Origin of the sequence: Intrasporangium zincisolvens, assembly GCF_034724055.1 — a bacterium.
Taxonomy (GTDB): domain Bacteria; phylum Actinomycetota; class Actinomycetes; order Actinomycetales; family Dermatophilaceae; genus Monashia; species Monashia zincisolvens.
Genome location: NZ_JAWIIL010000002.1, coordinates 569,743 through 584,851, shown reverse-complemented (window position 1 = coordinate 584,851; position 15,109 = coordinate 569,743). Strand labels below are relative to the sequence as shown.

General features: G+C 74.5%; 15 protein-coding genes. 5 read left to right on the top strand and 10 right to left on the bottom strand.

From position 1 onward, the window contains the following. Window positions 1-164: 164 nt before the first annotated feature. The 4 genes from RY076_RS07010 to RY076_RS06995 are packed head-to-tail and all read right to left on the bottom strand — an operon-like array spanning window position 165 to window position 4,269. Window positions 165-347 carry a hypothetical protein gene (locus RY076_RS07010; protein ID WP_323096879.1) on the bottom strand — a complete coding sequence of 61 codons (183 nt, stop codon included), beginning with the start codon at window positions 345-347 and terminating at the stop codon, window positions 165-167. Between the two features lie 27 nt (window positions 348-374). Further along, window positions 375-1,154 carry a fumarylacetoacetate hydrolase family protein gene (locus tag RY076_RS07005; protein WP_323096878.1) on the bottom strand — a complete coding sequence of 260 codons (780 nt, stop codon included), beginning with the start codon at window positions 1,152-1,154 and terminating at the stop codon, window positions 375-377. Window positions 1,155-1,210: 56 nt separating this feature from the next. Next, window positions 1,211-2,746: a phospholipase D family protein gene (locus RY076_RS07000; protein WP_323096877.1), complete on the bottom strand. Its 1,536-nt coding sequence runs from the start codon at window positions 2,744-2,746 to the stop codon at window positions 1,211-1,213. A gap of 41 nt (window positions 2,747-2,787) precedes the next feature. Continuing rightward, entirely contained in the window at window positions 2,788-4,269 is a 1,482-nt protein-coding gene (locus RY076_RS06995; RefSeq protein WP_323096876.1) for a nitroreductase family protein, read from the bottom strand. A gap of 114 nt (window positions 4,270-4,383) precedes the next feature. On the opposite strand from RY076_RS06995, the gene RY076_RS06990 reads away from it, so the two are divergent. Continuing rightward, window positions 4,384-5,253 (top strand): 3-methyladenine DNA glycosylase, encoded by an 870-nt coding sequence (locus RY076_RS06990; RefSeq protein ID WP_323097196.1) that lies wholly within the window; start codon window positions 4,384-4,386, stop codon window positions 5,251-5,253. Here RY076_RS06990 and RY076_RS06985 read toward each other — a convergent pair. From RY076_RS06985 to RY076_RS06975, 3 genes are all read right to left on the bottom strand, one after another. After that, window positions 5,193-5,885: a DUF6518 family protein gene (locus RY076_RS06985; RefSeq protein WP_323096874.1), complete on the bottom strand. Its 693-nt coding sequence runs from the start codon at window positions 5,883-5,885 to the stop codon at window positions 5,193-5,195. The genes RY076_RS06990 and RY076_RS06985 overlap by 61 nt on opposite strands. Continuing rightward, complete coding sequence (locus RY076_RS06980; RefSeq protein WP_323096873.1) at window positions 5,882-6,310, bottom strand: VOC family protein; 429 nt, start codon at window positions 6,308-6,310, stop codon at window positions 5,882-5,884. The genes RY076_RS06985 and RY076_RS06980 overlap by 4 nt, the downstream gene beginning before the upstream one ends. Window positions 6,311-6,527: 217 nt before the next feature. Beyond that, window positions 6,528-7,082, bottom strand: coding sequence for a TetR/AcrR family transcriptional regulator C-terminal domain-containing protein (locus RY076_RS06975; RefSeq protein WP_323096872.1), 555 nt, complete (start codon window positions 7,080-7,082; stop codon window positions 6,528-6,530). 159 nt (window positions 7,083-7,241) lie between these two features. Between RY076_RS06975 and bioB the strand changes: the two genes are divergently transcribed. The 4 genes from bioB to bioD are packed head-to-tail and all read left to right on the top strand — an operon-like array spanning window position 7,242 to window position 11,659. Continuing rightward, window positions 7,242-8,327, top strand: coding sequence for a biotin synthase BioB (gene bioB, locus RY076_RS06970; protein WP_323096871.1), 1,086 nt, complete (start codon window positions 7,242-7,244; stop codon window positions 8,325-8,327). Between the two features lie 28 nt (window positions 8,328-8,355). Beyond that, on the top strand, window positions 8,356-9,729 hold the full coding sequence (locus tag RY076_RS06965; RefSeq protein WP_323097195.1) for an adenosylmethionine--8-amino-7-oxononanoate transaminase: 1,374 nt from the start codon (window positions 8,356-8,358) through the stop codon (window positions 9,727-9,729). Then, the gene (locus tag RY076_RS06960; RefSeq protein ID WP_323096870.1) at window positions 9,726-10,964 is read left to right on the top strand and encodes an 8-amino-7-oxononanoate synthase; all 1,239 of its coding nucleotides are present in this window, start codon (window positions 9,726-9,728) and stop codon (window positions 10,962-10,964) included. The genes RY076_RS06965 and RY076_RS06960 overlap by 4 nt, the downstream gene beginning before the upstream one ends. Then, the gene (gene bioD / locus RY076_RS06955; RefSeq protein WP_323096869.1) at window positions 10,961-11,659 is read left to right on the top strand and encodes a dethiobiotin synthase; all 699 of its coding nucleotides are present in this window, start codon (window positions 10,961-10,963) and stop codon (window positions 11,657-11,659) included. The genes RY076_RS06960 and bioD overlap by 4 nt, the downstream gene beginning before the upstream one ends. Window positions 11,660-11,702: 43 nt before the next feature. On the opposite strand, the gene cimA is transcribed toward bioD, so the two are convergent. The 3 genes from cimA to RY076_RS06940 form a co-directional block, all read right to left on the bottom strand. After that, window positions 11,703-13,283: a citramalate synthase gene (gene cimA / locus RY076_RS06950; RefSeq protein WP_323096867.1), complete on the bottom strand. Its 1,581-nt coding sequence runs from the start codon at window positions 13,281-13,283 to the stop codon at window positions 11,703-11,705. Window positions 13,284-13,520: 237 nt separating this feature from the next. Continuing rightward, window positions 13,521-14,351, bottom strand: coding sequence for a gamma-glutamyl-gamma-aminobutyrate hydrolase family protein (locus tag RY076_RS06945; protein WP_323096866.1), 831 nt, complete (start codon window positions 14,349-14,351; stop codon window positions 13,521-13,523). Beyond that, window positions 14,344-15,090 carry a gamma-glutamyl-gamma-aminobutyrate hydrolase family protein gene (locus RY076_RS06940; RefSeq protein WP_323096865.1) on the bottom strand — a complete coding sequence of 249 codons (747 nt, stop codon included), beginning with the start codon at window positions 15,088-15,090 and terminating at the stop codon, window positions 14,344-14,346. The genes RY076_RS06945 and RY076_RS06940 overlap by 8 nt, the downstream gene beginning before the upstream one ends. Between the last annotated feature and the right edge of the window lie 19 nt (window positions 15,091-15,109).

The following is a 15,109-nucleotide window of genomic DNA, read 5'->3' as shown; positions in this document are numbered from 1 at the left end:
GTGGTCGGCAGGCCCGTGCTGGTGCTGTTGTCGCTCATGGTGCGGCCCAGCCTAGTGGGCGCGCCGGCACGCCTTCGACGAGGCAGACACGGCGACGCCGCCTGCCCGGGAGTGGCCGGGCGGCGGCGTCGGTACGGCGAGTGCGTGACGGCAGGTCGGCGCCGTCAGCGCGCGGCGGCTCCGGGCGGGCCGTCGACGTCGTCGTGGCGGGCGTCGTAGGTGGCGTCCTCGTCGGGCCCCTGGTCGGGCTCGCCCGGGCCTGCGTGACGGCCGGTGTAGGGCTCCTTCTCGGCAGCGGGCGGCGCGTCGCTCGGGGACGTCTGCTGGGTCACGTCGTCGTTGCTCATGGCCCGACCCTAAGGTCGGGTCGGGGCTCAGCGCCTGACGAAGGTGTTCGTCAGCGAGCCGATGCCCTCGATCTCGACGGTGGTCTGCTGACCGGCCTCGACGAGGCCGACGCCGGCCGGGGTACCGGTGAGGATGACGTCGCCGGGCAGCAGGGTGAACGCGGCCGAGGCGTACTCGATGATGGCGGCGATGCCGTGGATCATGTCGGCCGTCGAGCCGTCCTGCTTCACCTCGCCGTCGAGCGTCGTGACGATCGACAGGTCGGCCGGGTCGAGCTCGGTCTCGACCCACGGGCCGAGCGGGCAGCTGGTGTCGAAGCCCTTGGCGCGCGCCCACTGGCCGTCGGTGCGCTGCCAGTCGCGGGCCGTGACGTCGTTGGCGACGGTGTAGCCGTAGATGCAGTCGGCGGCGTTCTCCGCCTTGACGCCCTTGGTGATCGTCTTGATGACGACGGCGAGCTCGCCCTCGTAGGAGATCTCGCTGCTCCCGGCCGGCAGGACCACCGGGTCGAACGGGCCGACGACGGCGGTGTTCGGTTTGAAGAACATCATCGGCTCGGCCGGCGCCTCGCCGCCCATCTCCTTGGCGTGGTCGGCGTAGTTCTTGCCGATGGCCACGATCTTCGAGCGCGGGATGACCGGGGCGAGCAAGCGCACGTCCTCGAGCATGACCGGGCCCTGGCCGCTCGGCTGGAGCCCGACGTACAGGGGGTCGCCGGCGAGCGGGGTGATGACCTCCTGCCCGGGGTCGCCCTGGACGATGCCGTATGCCGGGTCCTCCCCGGTCGTGTACCTCGCGATGCGCACGGGCACCACCCTAGCCACCGGGGAGGTGCTGCCCCGGGAGTGGCTCCGATGGCGCCTCAGAGGGTGCGCCGCAGCCGCAGGTCCAGCGGCCGGCCGTCGGGGTCGTAGACGAGCCGGTACAGCGGGTCGGCCCACAACCGGGTGAGGCGCGTCTGGTCCGGGCGGTCGAGCGGGCGCAGCCGGCCCGGGGGCCGGGGCGCCGACGCCGGGGCGCGGTGCCAGGCTGCGAGCGCCCGCGCACTGTCGGCGTAGGCCTCGAAGTGCTCCTCGAGCGCCGGCGGGTGCTCGGTGTCGAGGTGCTCGCGCGCCAGCTTCTGGCGCAGGTCCCTGGCGAACTCCTCGTGCACGACGGCCGCCGACAGCTCCGAGTCGTGGGTCCACGAGCGTCGGTTGAAGTTGTCCGAGCCGACCGTGACCCACGCGTCGTCGACGACGCAGACCTTCGCGTGGACGTAGACGGGTGTCCCCGCCGGGTTCTCGACGCCGTAGGCGGCGACACGTCCGGGCGCGACGGCCTCGAGCTGCCGGAGCAGGCGGGCCCGGCTCACGAGGTTCGGGGCGTGGCTCAGGGCGCCGTCCTGGTCGGGCTGGTGCGGCAGCACGGCGACGACGCGCAGAGCCGGTGCGCGTTGCAGGGCCGCCTCGAGCACCGCGCACACCTGCGGCGACCACAGGTACTGGTCCTCGAGGTAGATGAGGTGTCGGGCTCTCGCGAACGCCTTGGCGTAGGCGCGCGCGACGCTCCGCTCGCCGCGTGGTGCGAACGGGTAGCCGCCGAGGCGGTGGCCGTAGGTGCGCAGCAGCTGCACCGGGTGCGGGCCGGTGGGCGCCGGGTCGGGCAGCTGGGGCGGGAGCGGGCGTCGGGTCGGCCGGTCCCCGCGGACGGTGTCGACGGCCCACCGCACCGGGGAGCGACTCAGGGCCTGGGGGTCCTCCCACCGCTCCCGGAAGACCGTCTCGACGTCGCCCACGACGGGACCGGTGAGCGCCAGCTGGAGGTCGTGCCACGGGGGCCGGGGGCCGTAGACCTTCGCCATGGGCTGGGGCTGCGGGTCACCTGCGTGGGTGGCGTCGTCACGGCGGCTGTGGCACAGGTCGATGCCGCCGAGGAAGGCGATGTCGCGCTCGGGCCGGCCGGGGTGGCGCAGGACGACGAACTTCTGGTGGTGGGACCCACCGAGGCGCACCCGCATGTCGAGGTAGCACTCGCCGCCCGCGGCGTCGACCTCCTCGCCGAGGTGGCGGTTCTCCTCGGCGGAGAACGCGAGCCGGTCCCAGTGCGAGCGCCAGACGAGGCCGCGCACGTCGACGCCCCGGCGGCCCGCGTCGGCGAACAGGGTGCCCACCTCGCTGCCGGGTGCGCCGCCCAGCCGCTCGTCCGGGTCGCCGCGCCAGTCGACGAAGAGCAGCAGGTCCCCCGCCGCCATCCGTGAGACGTGCTCGGCGAGGGCCGCGAAGTACGCCGCCCCGTGGACGAGGGGCGTGACGTGGTTGCCCTCGGTCCAGGCACGCCCGCCGGGGTGGCGCCGGTCGAGGCGCGTCGCCGGGTTGCCCCGCTCGTCGGCGGTGAGGTACCAGTCGGCGGGGCCCACGGGACCGAGCGTAGGCCGACCCCGCTCGGGACCGGGGGCGATCACCGCGGCCAGACGATGGTGACGTCCGCGGGCGAACCGGGCAGGCCGCTCGGACGCGTCCGGTACTCGGGCACGCCGACGCACGTCCACAGCAGCCCCGCGACGTCGGCGCCGAGGAGGTGGGCGAGGTCGCTGTCGCGGAAGGTCATCCCGGATGCCGCGGCACCCAGCGCGTACGCCATGAGGTGCAGCCGGCCCTCGACGAGGCCGGCGAGCAGCTGGGCATCGCGGTAGCCGTGGTCGTCGAGCGTCGCCAGGTCCACGCCGCTCATGGCCACGAACGCCGCGTCGCCGGCCAGGCCCTGCTCGAGGGCCACCGAGAACAGCTCGTCGCGGACGGTGGCCTCGTCGAGCGGCCGCACCGCCTCGGCCACGTCGGGCCAGCGGTGGATGCCGGTGGGCACGCCGTCGACGGCGCCGACCCCGACCCAGTGCGGCACGTCGACCCCACGGGTCGCCGCCGCCATCGCGTCGACGAGCAGGACGCGCGGCACCGAGCGGTCGCGGTGCAGCCGGCGGATCGAGCCCTTGCTCGCGACGACCTCGTCGGTGCTCGGCCCTGGCTCGACCGACAGCACGGGCACGGCCGGCCCCCGCGCGTGGGCCTGGCCGAGGGCGTCGCGCTCCCCCGCCCGCTGGGCGGCTGTGACGAGAGGGAACTCGCGTCCGTCGGCGTCGTGGCGCCCCGGGAGCGGGTCACCCGTGGGGTGGATCGCAGGCCGGCCGTCGCCGAGGACGACGAGCGCGACGGGCCACTCGCGGATGCGGTCGGCGCCGACGAGTGCGGCGACCTCGGCGTCGGGGAAGGTGGTGACGAGGTTCGCCGGGACGCCCGCGGAGTCGGCGAGCGCGAGAGTCTGGGCGAGCATCGTGCCTGCGTCCCAGTACACGTGCCGGAAACCGCGCTCGCGGTACCGCCAGCCGGTGCGCCACGGGATCCCGGTGACGACGAGGGTCACGGACTCCCCCGACGGGGGTGGGCCGACGGTGACGAGCGCGTGGGCCTCCGGGTCGTACCAGTGCAGCCCCGGCGGCACGTCGGCGGCGACCTCACCGGCGTCGGCCCCCGCGGAGCGCGGCACGGCGACGTAGAGCTCGAGCGGGAACCGCGCGCCGGCCGACCCCGCGGCCCGGAAGAGCAGCGTGCCCGCGCCGGGACGCGTCGTGCGGCGGGTCACCCCGGCCGACAGGTACAGCAGACGGGCCAGTGCCGCCAGGTCGAGGCGGGCGGTCGCGACGTCGGCCGTGCCCGCGAGGACCGCGGTCGCCGGCACGCTGCTCGCGGGGAGCTCCTGGGGCAGCAGGGTGCGCGGCAGGTCGTCGCCGTAGTCCTTGTACCAGCGGGGCCGGTGCGCGAGGTCGTTCGGCACGAGGTCCTGCACGAGCCGGTCGTCGGGCGACACCTCGGTCCACTCGCGGTCGGGCGAGTAGGACGTGAGGCGGTGCAGCAGGTGGGTGGGCAGCTCGTCGGCGGGTGCCATGGGCCCATCCTGCTCCAGCACCGTGCCCGGCGCGCGGCCGTCGCCGGGCGCGGCGCGGCCCCGTGGGTGCTCGGGCGTGCGGGCCCCGACGCGTCGATCACCTACCCTCGACGCGTGCACGTCCTGACCGAGCCCGAGTGGCGCGAGCGGACCCGCGCCCACGAGGCCCGGGTCGACGCCGCGACCGCCGGGCACCGGGCGCGCCGCCGTGACGGGCGGCCCCACCCGGTCGAGGACTTCCTCTTCACGTACTACTCGTTCACGCCCTCCCAGCTGCGGCGCTGGCATCCCGGCCCCGGCGTGGCGCTGGACGGTCCTGCGCCGCAACGGGACTGGCGCTTCTACCGCGTCGACGCGTCCGGGCTTGTGACCGTCGACGTCGAGGCGTTCCTCGAGCGACGCGGCGACACGGCGCGGTTCGTCCGAGAGCTGCTCGTGCGAACGGCCGGACGACCGGGGCGGTTCGGCTGCTTCGGGCTGCACGAGTGGGCCATGGTGTACCGGCTCGAGCCCTCGGACGTGCGCCACTCCGCCTGGCCGCTGCGCCTCGGGGCCGAGGGCACCGACGCGGTCGTCGAGTCGCACCAGCTGGCGTGCTCGCACTTCGACGCGTACCGCTTCTTCACCCCCGACGCCGCGCCGCTCAACGCGCTGAGCCCGACGCGGGCGAGTCAGGTCGAGCTCGAGCAGCCCGGCTGCCTCCATGCCGGCATGGATCTGTACAAGTGGGCGCACAAGCTCGTGCCCGTCGTGCCGTCCGACCTCGTGGCCGACTGCTTCGAGCTGGCCCGCGACGTCCGCTCGCTCGACATGCGCGCCGCCCCCTACGACCTGCGCGAGCTCGGCTACGAGCCGGTGCGGATCGAGACGACCGAGGGCAAGGCGGCCTACGTCGCCGAGCAGCGCGTCTTCGCCGAACGCGGTCAACGCTTGCGGGAACGCCTGATCGCGAGCATCGAGGCCCTGTTCGGGCCACCGGCCTGACCCCGCTCCCCCCTTCTGGCCCGTGACCGGCCCGCGGTGATCGCCGCTCGTGCCAGCAGTACCAACGACGTCGCCGTGACAGACAGGGCGAGGCAGGTGAGCAGGCTCGGGCGCTCCCACAGGCCTGACAGCGGTCGTCGACCCAAGAGGGTCGGATAGACCGTCACCGCAGGCAGAGCCAGCAGCGCAAGCGCCCCGATCGCGCCGCCCCTGCGTGCCACGGCCCCTGCCAGGGCGAACACGGCCCCAGCCACGAGCCCCACCTGCGACCAGCCCCTGAGGTCGCCCCACCACCAGTCCCACTTGACACCGGCACTGACGGAGTAGACACCACGCAGCAGGTCCGTGCCGTAGTAGCCGACCATGCCGGCGAGCAGCCCGAGGGCGCCGAAGACGGGCGACCATCTCAGGTTCCTCAACGCGAAACCGATCCCGAAGGCGACGACACACCAGGACCACGGCTCCCCCGTGATGCGGCTCAGGTACTGCAACCAGGGCACTCGCGCGACATTCACCATCGAGCTCACGACGCCCCACGCGCCCCCGACCACCAGCGCGAGGGCCAGCTGCCTGGCGACGCGAACAGGGCCCAGTCCGCGATCGCACCGGGTCGAGCCGGTCGTGGCGGTCACGCGCTCGAGCCTGGCGCATCCTCTGCCTCGGGAGCTCCCTCGCCGTCGTCGACGTAGAGGCAGAACGGGTGGCCGGCCGGGTCGAGCAGCACCCGGACGTCCTCCTGTGGCTGGAACTGCGCGACCTCCGCGCCGACCCCGACGGCGTGGGCGACCGCCTCCTCGAGGTCGTCGACCTCGAGGTCGAGGTGCAGCATCATGAGCGGGCGGCCCGGCTCGCTCGGCCAGACCGGACGCACGTAGTTCGGCTCCTGCTGGAAGGCCAGGTTGTAGCCGTGGTCGGCCGACGGCGCGAGCGTCGCCCAGCCCGGGGTGTCCTTGAAGAGCGTCCACCCGAGCAGGCGCTGGTAGAAGTGCGCCAGCTCGGACGCGTCGGGGGCATCGAGCACGACGCCGAACCAGTGGGTGCGGGTACGCAGCGGCATCCACCGAGTCTGTACCGGATCCGGTGCGGATGGGCGTATCAGGGGCCGCCCGTCCGCCACTGAGGGGTGTCGGCGAAGGTCCAGGCGCGCGCGTCGACGACACGCTCCCGGCAGGGGGGCTGGTGCTGGACGGGGCCTGGACCGTCCAGCACGTGGGGTGCCCGGCCGCGTGGCCGGGCTCCGGCCGCCTCGCCGACGGCCGACCGGCCGACCGGCGTCAGGCCCGGCGCAGGCCGGCGAGGACGACCTCGAGGCCCACCTCGAAGGCCTTGGCCACGGCCGCGGCGTCGCGCGCCCGGAAGTCGGGGTCGAGGTCGAGGGCGATCCGCTGGTTGTGCTCCGTGGTCACCGAGCCGAGCACGTGGTGCAGCACGACCTCGGCGACGGCCTCGCGCTCGCGCGGTGGCACGCCGGCACGCCCGACGAGCCCCACGAGGTCCTCGACCGGACCCAGCGAGCCCGGGTCGACGGCGTGCGCGAGGGCCACGACGTCGGCGCCGTCGGGGACGTGCCGTACGGCCTCGCGCAGGGCGTGGGCGTGCGCGGCGAGCGCCTCCTCGGCCGGACGCTCCGGGTCGGGTTCGGGGATGGCGGCGAGCAGCCGGCCGGCGACCTCGACGAGCAGCTCCTGCTTGTTCGCGACGTGCCAGTAGAGCGCCCCCGGCTGCACGTCGAGCTCGCGGGCGAGGCGGCGCATCGTGAGGTCAGCCAGGCCGTAGCGGCGCAGGATGTCGACGGCCGTCGTCACGACCTGCTCCCTGCTCAGGGCCATGCCCGCCTCCCCTGTACGCCCGATGCCGCCGTCCGGCGGCGCGTGACCGGCCTCGCACCCCGACCGGTGCGGACCGCGTTGACACCCGAGCCTAGCCACTCGGCATACTGAACGCCGTTCAAGTTGAACACCGTTCAGTGCCGAGCGCAAGGAGCCCGCATGACCCGCCGTTTCGACGACCTCGCCGACGCCGTCCTGGCCGGCACCCCGGCCACCACCGAGGACGCGCTCGACGTGCTCCGGTCGACCGACGACGAGCTGCTCGACGTCGTCGCCGCGGCGGCTCGCCTGCGCCGCAAGCACTTCGGCGACACCGTCAAGGTCAACTACCTCGTCAACCTCAAGTCGGGCCTGTGCCCGGAGGACTGCCACTACTGCTCGCAGCGCCTCGGCTCGACGGCCGACATCCTGCGCTACACGTGGCTCAAGAACGACGAGGCGATCGAGCAGGCCCGGGCCGGCCTCCGCGGCGGCGCCAGCCGAGTCTGCATGGTGAGCAGCGGGCGCGGCCCGACGGACCGCGACGTCGACCGCGTCGCAGGCATGGTCGGTGCGCTCAAGGCCGAGCACCCCGACGTCGAGGTGTGCGCCTGCCTCGGCCTGCTCAAGGACGGCCAGGCCGAGCGCCTGCGCGCGGCCGGCGTCGACGCCTACAACCACAACATCAACACGGCCGAGTCGCACCACGACTCCATCGTCACGAGCCACACCTACGCCGACCGGGTCGAGACCGTCGGCCGGGCCCAGGCCGCGGGCCTGTCCGCGTGCTCGGGGCTCATCGCCGGGCTCGGCGAGTCCGACGAGCAGCTCGTCGAGGCGCTGCTCGCGCTGCGCGACCTCGGGTCCGAGTCGATCCCCGTCAACTTCCTCATGCCCTTCGACGGCACGCCGCTGGAGGGCACGTGGGAGCTGACGCCGGCGCGCTGTGTGCGCATCCTCGCCGCCGCCCGCTTCGTGTGCCCAGACCGGGAGGTGCGCGTCGCCGGCGGCCGTGAGATGCACCTGCGGTCGCTGCAGGGCCTCGCGCTCCACGTCGCCAACTCGATCTTCCTCGGCGACTACCTCACGTCGGAGGGCCAGGCCGCCGAGGCCGACCTCGAGCTGATCCGCGACAACGGCTTCGTCGTCCTCGGCGCCGAACCCGTTGCGGCAGAGTCCGGCTCGAGCGACGATCCTGCGGGCGCGTCCCACGACCCGGCCAAGCGTCGACGCGGCGCCGGCACGGCGGCACTCCCCAATGCCTGAGCCGGCCGACGTGCTGGCCCGCGGATTGATGGGCGTCGGGACAGGCGTCGGTACCGATGTCGGCACCGACGTCGGCACCGACGTCGGCACCGACGTCGTCGAGCGTGACCGCGGGCTCGTCTGGCACCCGTACGCGCCGCTCGACGGCACTCCCCCGTATGCCGTCACCGCCGCGCACGGCGTCCGGCTCGAGCTCACCGCCCCCGACGGCTCCCGTTTCGAGGCGATCGACGCGATGGCGTCCTGGTGGTGCGCCGTGCACGGCTACCGCCACCCGCACCTCGACGCGGCGGCGCACGCCCAGGTGGACCGGTTCAGCCACGTCATGTTCGGCGGCCTGACCCACGAGCCGGCCGTGACGCTGGCCGAGCGGCTCTCCGCCCTCGCGCCCGGGCCCATGGCGCACGTCTTCTTCGCCGACTCCGGCTCGGTGTCGGTCGAGGTGGCCCTCAAGCTCGCCCTGCAGTACCAGGCCGCCTCCGGCCGGCCGGGCCGCCAGCGGTTCCTCACCGTCCGTGGCGGGTACCACGGCGACACCTTCGCGGCGATGAGCGTCTGCGACCCCGTCGACGGCATGCATTCTGCCTTTCCGGGCGTCCTCGCCCGGCACGTCTTCGCCCCCCGGCCACCGGCGGCCTGTCGCGACGCCGCCACCGGCACGTGGGAGTCCGACGCCGCGGAGCAGGACGCCTGGGAGGCCCGGTTCCGAGCCCTGGCGAAGGAGCACGCCGACGAGCTCGCCGCCGTCGTGGTCGAACCGGTCCTGCAGGGCGCCGGCGGGATGCACGTCTACGACCCCCGCTGCCTCCGGGTCATGCGGGAGGTCGCGGACGAGCACGGGCTGCTGCTCGTCGCCGACGAGATCGCCACGGGCTTCGGCCGCACCGGTCGGCTCTTCGCCTCGGAGTGGGCCGGCATCGCCCCCGACGTCATCTGCGTGGGCAAGGCACTCACCGGCGGGTACCTCACTCTCGCAGCGGTCCTCATGACCGAGGCTGTCGGCTCGACCGTCACGCGCTCGCAGTTCCGGGCCCTGCTGCACGGCCCGACCTTCATGGCCAACCCCCTCGCCTGCGCCGTGGCCGCCGCGTCGCTCGACCTCGTCGAGGCCTCGTGGCGACACGACGTGCCGCGCATCGAGCGCCGCCTGGCCGACGGCCTCGCGCCGGCGCGCGATCTCGCCGCGGTCCGCGACGTGCGCACCCTGGGCGCGGTGGGCGTCGTCCAGCTCGACCGGCCGGTCGACGTGCCGGCCGTCACCCGCGCGGCCCTCGAACGCGGCGTCTGGGTGCGTCCCTTCCGCGACCTCGTGTACACGATGCCGCCCTACGTCAGCACCGACGCCGACGTCGACTCCATCACCCGCGCCGTCGTCGGGGCTGTCGCGCAGGTGCACGGGTGAGCGCCTGGGACGCGTGGCTGCGCGAGCGGGCGCAGCTGCGCGAGGACCGTGGCACGGTTCGTTTCGACCCGGTGCTGCGGCTCGGCGGCCGGCACCCCGGCGCGCACGAGCTGCTCGACCTCGCCTCCAACGACTACCTGGGCCTGTCGCAGGACGACCGGGTCGTCGCCGCCGCCCACGAGGCCCTCGACCGGTACGGCACCTCGGCGACGGCCAGCCGTCTCGTGACCGGGACCCTGCCCGTGCACCGTGAGCTCGAGGCCGCTCTGTGCCGGCTCACCGGCCAGCGCAGCGCCCTCGCCTTCTCCACCGGCTACGCCGCGAACCTCGGCGTGCTGACGGCGCTGTCCGGACGCGGGGCCGAGATCCTCCTCGACGCCCACGCCCACGCGTCGCTGCACGACGCCGCCCGGATGGCGCGGGTGCCGTACGCGACCTTCGCGCACAGTGACCCCGCCGACCTCGACGCCCGGCTGCGCGAGCGTGCGGGGCAGCGGGTCGTCGTCGCCGTCGAGTCGGTGTACTCGGTGCTCGGTGACGCCGCCCCGCTGCGCGAGCTGCACGCCGTCTGCCGACACCACGACGCGCTCCTCGTCGTCGACGAGGCCCACGGCGTCGGCGTCACGGGCGGGGGTCGTGGGCTCGTCGCGGCGCTGGGCCTGGCCGACGCCCAGCACCTCGTCGTCACGGTCACCCTGTCCAAGGCGCTCGGCTCGCAGGGCGGCGCGGTCCTCGGCCCGGTCGCCTTGCGCGAGCACCTCGTCAACACCGCGCGACCGTTCATCTTCGACACGGGTCTCGCGCCGGCCGCCGCCGGTGCCGCCCTGGCGGCGGTCGGGATCATCGAGGCAGACCCCGGCCTGTCCGCCCGCGTGCGGGAGAACGCGCGCGTCATCGCCGCCCGGTGCGGCATCGAGCCGGCCGCCGGCGCCGTGCAGTCGCTGCCGATGCCCTCCCCCGACGCCGCCGTGGCCGCCGCCCTCGACCTGCGGACCCAGGGCATCCTCGTCGGCTGCTTCCGACCGCCGAGCGTGCCGGACGGCGTCTCCCGGCTGCGCATCACGGCCCGCGCAGACCTGCCCGCCGACACCCTCGCTGAGGCGGCCGACCTCATAGCCGTCGTCGCGGCCGCGCACGCGGCACCCGGCGACGCGGCCCCCGACGCCGTCCGCGCCGTTCCCAGCGCGGGCGACGACACGCGTCCGGCGCTCGCCGGGCCGGGCGAGGCGTCATGATGCTGCCCCGGGTCCTCGTCGTCACGGGCACCGACACCGACGTCGGCAAGACCGTCGCGACCGCGGCGGTCGCAGCCGTGCTCGCCGGCGCCGGCCGACGCGTCGCCGTCTACAAGCCGACGCAGACAGGCGTAGGCCCCGGCGAGCCGGGCGACGTCGCCGAGGTGGCCCGCCTGTCCGGGGTGTCCGGCAGCGAGGGCGTCCGCCTGCGCGCACCGATGGCGCCCCGGCCGGCGGCCGCGCTCGAGGCCGCGACGCTGCCGACGCTCGCCGACCACGTCGATGCCGTCCGACGCCTCGCCGACGACCACGAGCACGTGCTCGTCGAGGGTGCCGGCGGCCTGCTCGTCGAGCTGACCGAGGCCGCGGAGACGCTCGCCGACCTCACCCGGGCCCTGCCCGACGCCGGGGTCGTGCTCGTCGTGCGGGCTGCTCTGGGCACCCTCAACCACACGATGCTGACCCGGGAAGCCCTCGCACACAGGCAGATCCGTCAGCTCGGCATCGTCGTCGGCGCGTGGCCGGACGAGCCGGGTCCGATCGAGACGACGAACCTCGACGTCTTCGCGGGCCTGCCGGAGGGGCTGCTCGGTATCGTCCCCGCGGGCGCACCCGCCTCGGGCGCCGACGCCTTCCTGCCGGCCGCCCCAGGGTGGTTGCCCGGGCTCGTGGCTCGCCTCGGCCCGGACGACTGACGCGGAGAGGTGACGCGGACGACCGACTCGGACGACCGACGCGTCAGCGGCGCGGGACGCCCTGCCGGATGAGTCCGCGGACGATGCCGTCGGTCAGGGCCCGCCACGACGCGGCGAGGATCGAGCCCGCGACGCCGATGGTGTCCCACGACGTCTCGCCGTCGGAGGTCTCGATGAGCACGCGCGTCACCGCGTCGGTGCCGTGCGAGGCGTCGAGGATGCGGACCTTGAAGTCGATGAGCTCGAGCTTCTCGATCTCGGGGTAGGCGCGCGAGAGCGCGTCACGCAGCGCGTGGTCGAGCGCGTTGACCGGGCCGTTGCCCTCGCCGGTGGCGATGAGGCGCGAACCGTCGGCGCGCAGCTTGACCGTCGCCTCGGAGGACGCGTCGCCGGTGCCCGAGGAGTCGGTGATGACGCGCCACGACTCCACCTCGAAGTAGTGGGTGCAGCCCGGCTGGAGGGCCTCGCGGATCATCAGCTCGACGGTGGCGTCGGCGGCGTCGAAGGTCCAACCGCGCAGCTCGAGGTCCTTGACCTCGGCGAGGACGCTCGCGACGACGTCGGGCCGGTCGGAGAGGTCGAGGCCGGCCTCGCGCGCCTTGAGCTCGATGCTCGCCCGGCCGGCCATGTCGGACACGAGCGTCCGCATCCCGTTGCCGACGAGCTCGGGCTCCATGTGCTGGTAGAGGTCGGGGTCGACCTTGAGGGCACTGGCGTGCAGGCCCGCCTTGTGCGCGAAGGCGCTCGCGCCGACGTAGGGCTGACGGCTGTACGCCGGCACGTTCGTCACCTCGCTGATCGCGTGGGCGATGTGCATGGCGCGGCGGAACGACTCCGGCGCCATGGCGGGCAGGCCCAGCTTGAACTGGAGGTTGGCGGCGACGGTGACGAGGTCGGCGTTGCCGGTGCGCTCGCCGTAGCCGTTGACGGTGCCCTGCACGTGGGTCGCCCCGGCGCGCACCGCGGCGACGGAGTTGGCCGCGGCACAGCCGGTGTCGTTGTGGCAGTGGGCCCCGATGCGCGCGCCCGTCGAGGCGATGACGTCGGCGACGACCTCCTCCACCTGGTGCGGCAGCATGCCGCCGTTGGTGTCGCAGAGCACGACGACCTCGGCGCCGGCCTCGTGTGCGGTGCGCACGACGGACAGCGCGTAGTCGTGGTCGAGGTGCCAGCCGTCGAAGAAGTGCTCGCAGTCGACGAAGACGCGCCGGCCCTGGCCCACCAGGTGCGACACGGTGTCGCGGACCATCGCGAGGTTCTCCTCGAGCGTCGTCCTCAGGGCGCGCTCGACGTGGCCGGTGTGCGACTTGGCGACGAGGCACACGACCGACGCGCCCGAGTCGACGAGGGCCTGCACGAGGGGGTCCTGCGCCGCGGCGCCCCCCGCCCGTCGGGTGGCCCCGAAGGCGGCGAGCGTCGCGTGGCGCAGGTGCAGCTCGCCCTTGGCGCGCTCGAAGAACTCGGTGTCCTTCGGGTTGGCACCCGGCCAGCCGCCCTCGATGAAGTCGACCCCGAGGTCGTCGAGCAGGGCGGCGATGGCCAGCTTGTCCGACACCGACAGGTTGAGACCCTCCTGCTGGGCGCCGTCGCGCAGGGTGGTGTCGTAGACGTGCAGCGCTTCCATGACCTTCATTGTCCTCGATCTCGGGGATGGCTCCGCGTGGGTCGTCCTCGCTGCTCTCATCGGGCCGGTGGGCCGGGTGCCGCCTGCGCCGGGTGTGGCGTGGGCCGCGTCTCCGTCACGGTGGTTCGGGAAACAAAAAGACCCCCCGGGGTGCGGGAGGTCTGCGCGACGAGGGTCTCTCGTCGCGCTAGTCGATAATGAGCGTGCTGGTCTGCACGAGGTGCGGCTTCACGCTCGTCAATGTAGGGCCGCCGAAACGTCCCCGAAACACCCGGTCCGGATGCTGGGACCGGCGTCTCGCGATCGGGCCGCCGCCACGAGGGCGGCGAAGAGCCGGTCGTCGGGCACGGTCTCCGGGTGCGACTGGACGCCGACGGCGAAGGCGCTCCTCTCGCCGGCAAGCTCGATGAGCTCGCAGACGCCGTCGGTCGACCACGCCGACGCCACGAACGGGCCGAGCTCGCCGACGCCCTGGTGGTGGTGGCACCGCGCAGCGAAGGAGGCACCGAGGAGCGCGTGGGCGCGCGTGCCGTGGACCGTGGCGACGTCGTGCCGGTGCAGGCCGTCGGGCGACGCGCCACCGCGGTGGTCGTCGTGGCCGAGCCGGTCCGGCAGGTGCTGCTCGACCGTGCCGCCGGCCGCCACGGCGAGCACCTGCATGCCGCGGCAGACGCCGAGGACCGGCAGCCCGGCCTCGAGCGCCGCCCGGGCCAGGGCGAGCTCGGTGACGTCGCGGGCCTCGTCGACCGGGCCGATGTCGGGGTGGTCGGGCTCGCCGAACCAGCGGCCGGCGACGTCGCCACCGCCGGTGAGCACGAGGGCGTCGACCGACGCCACCACGCGTCGGGCCGTGGCCGCGTCGAGGTCCTCCCGGGCAGGGACCAGCAGTGCCACGGCGCCGACGCGTCCGAGCGCGTCGACGTAGCGGCTGCCCGCGAGCCGCACCGAGGACGGCTCGCGCTCCCCCGGGCGCACGACGTGCTCCTCGTGGGCGGACACCGCGACGACCGGGAGCGAGGGAGCGTCGCCCCCGGCCGTCGCGGAGACGAAGGGCGCGCGCTCAGCCACGCGCCGACCTGCTCTCGGCGCGGACCCGGGCCGCAGCCACGAAGGCCTCGAACAGCCGCGGGTCCTCGCCCTCCTCGGGGTGCCACTGGACCGCGAGGCGGAAGGAGCCCGACGGGTCCTCCATCGCCTCGAGGGTGCCGTCGTCGGCCCAGGCCGACGCGACGTAGCCCGGGTGGCTGAGGACCGACTGGTGGTGGTAGCTCGGCACGTCGACCGACGCCCCGAGCACGTCCGCGACGCGGGTGCCGGCCACGGTGTGCACCGGGTGGCGTCCGTACGTCGCGGGGCCCGGCGAGTGGTCGTCGTGGCCGACGCGCTCGGGCGTGTGCTGCTCGAGCCGCCCGCCCGCGGCCACCGCCATGACCTGCATGCCGCGGCAGATGCCGAGGAGCGGCACGTCGAGCTCGCCCGTGGCGCGCGCCAGGGCCACCTCGGTGGCGTCGCGGTCGGGGCGCGAGGCCTGCACGGTCGGGTGGCGTTCCGCGTCGTACAGCTCGGGCGCGACGTCGGCGCCACCCGCGATGACGAGACCGTCGAGCCGCCCGAGGACCTCGCGCACGAGCTCGTCAGAGCCGTCCAGGCGAGGCGGGACGAGGAGGGCGATCCCGCCGGCCTCCTCGACCTTCCGCACGTAGCTGTGCGGCACGAGCGCCGAGGGCACATCGGCCCAGTCCCCGCGCGTCGCCGGCTCGACGTAGGCGGTGATGCCGATGATCGGGCGGACCGGACTGTCGGACAAGACTCCTCCTTGCTGCCAC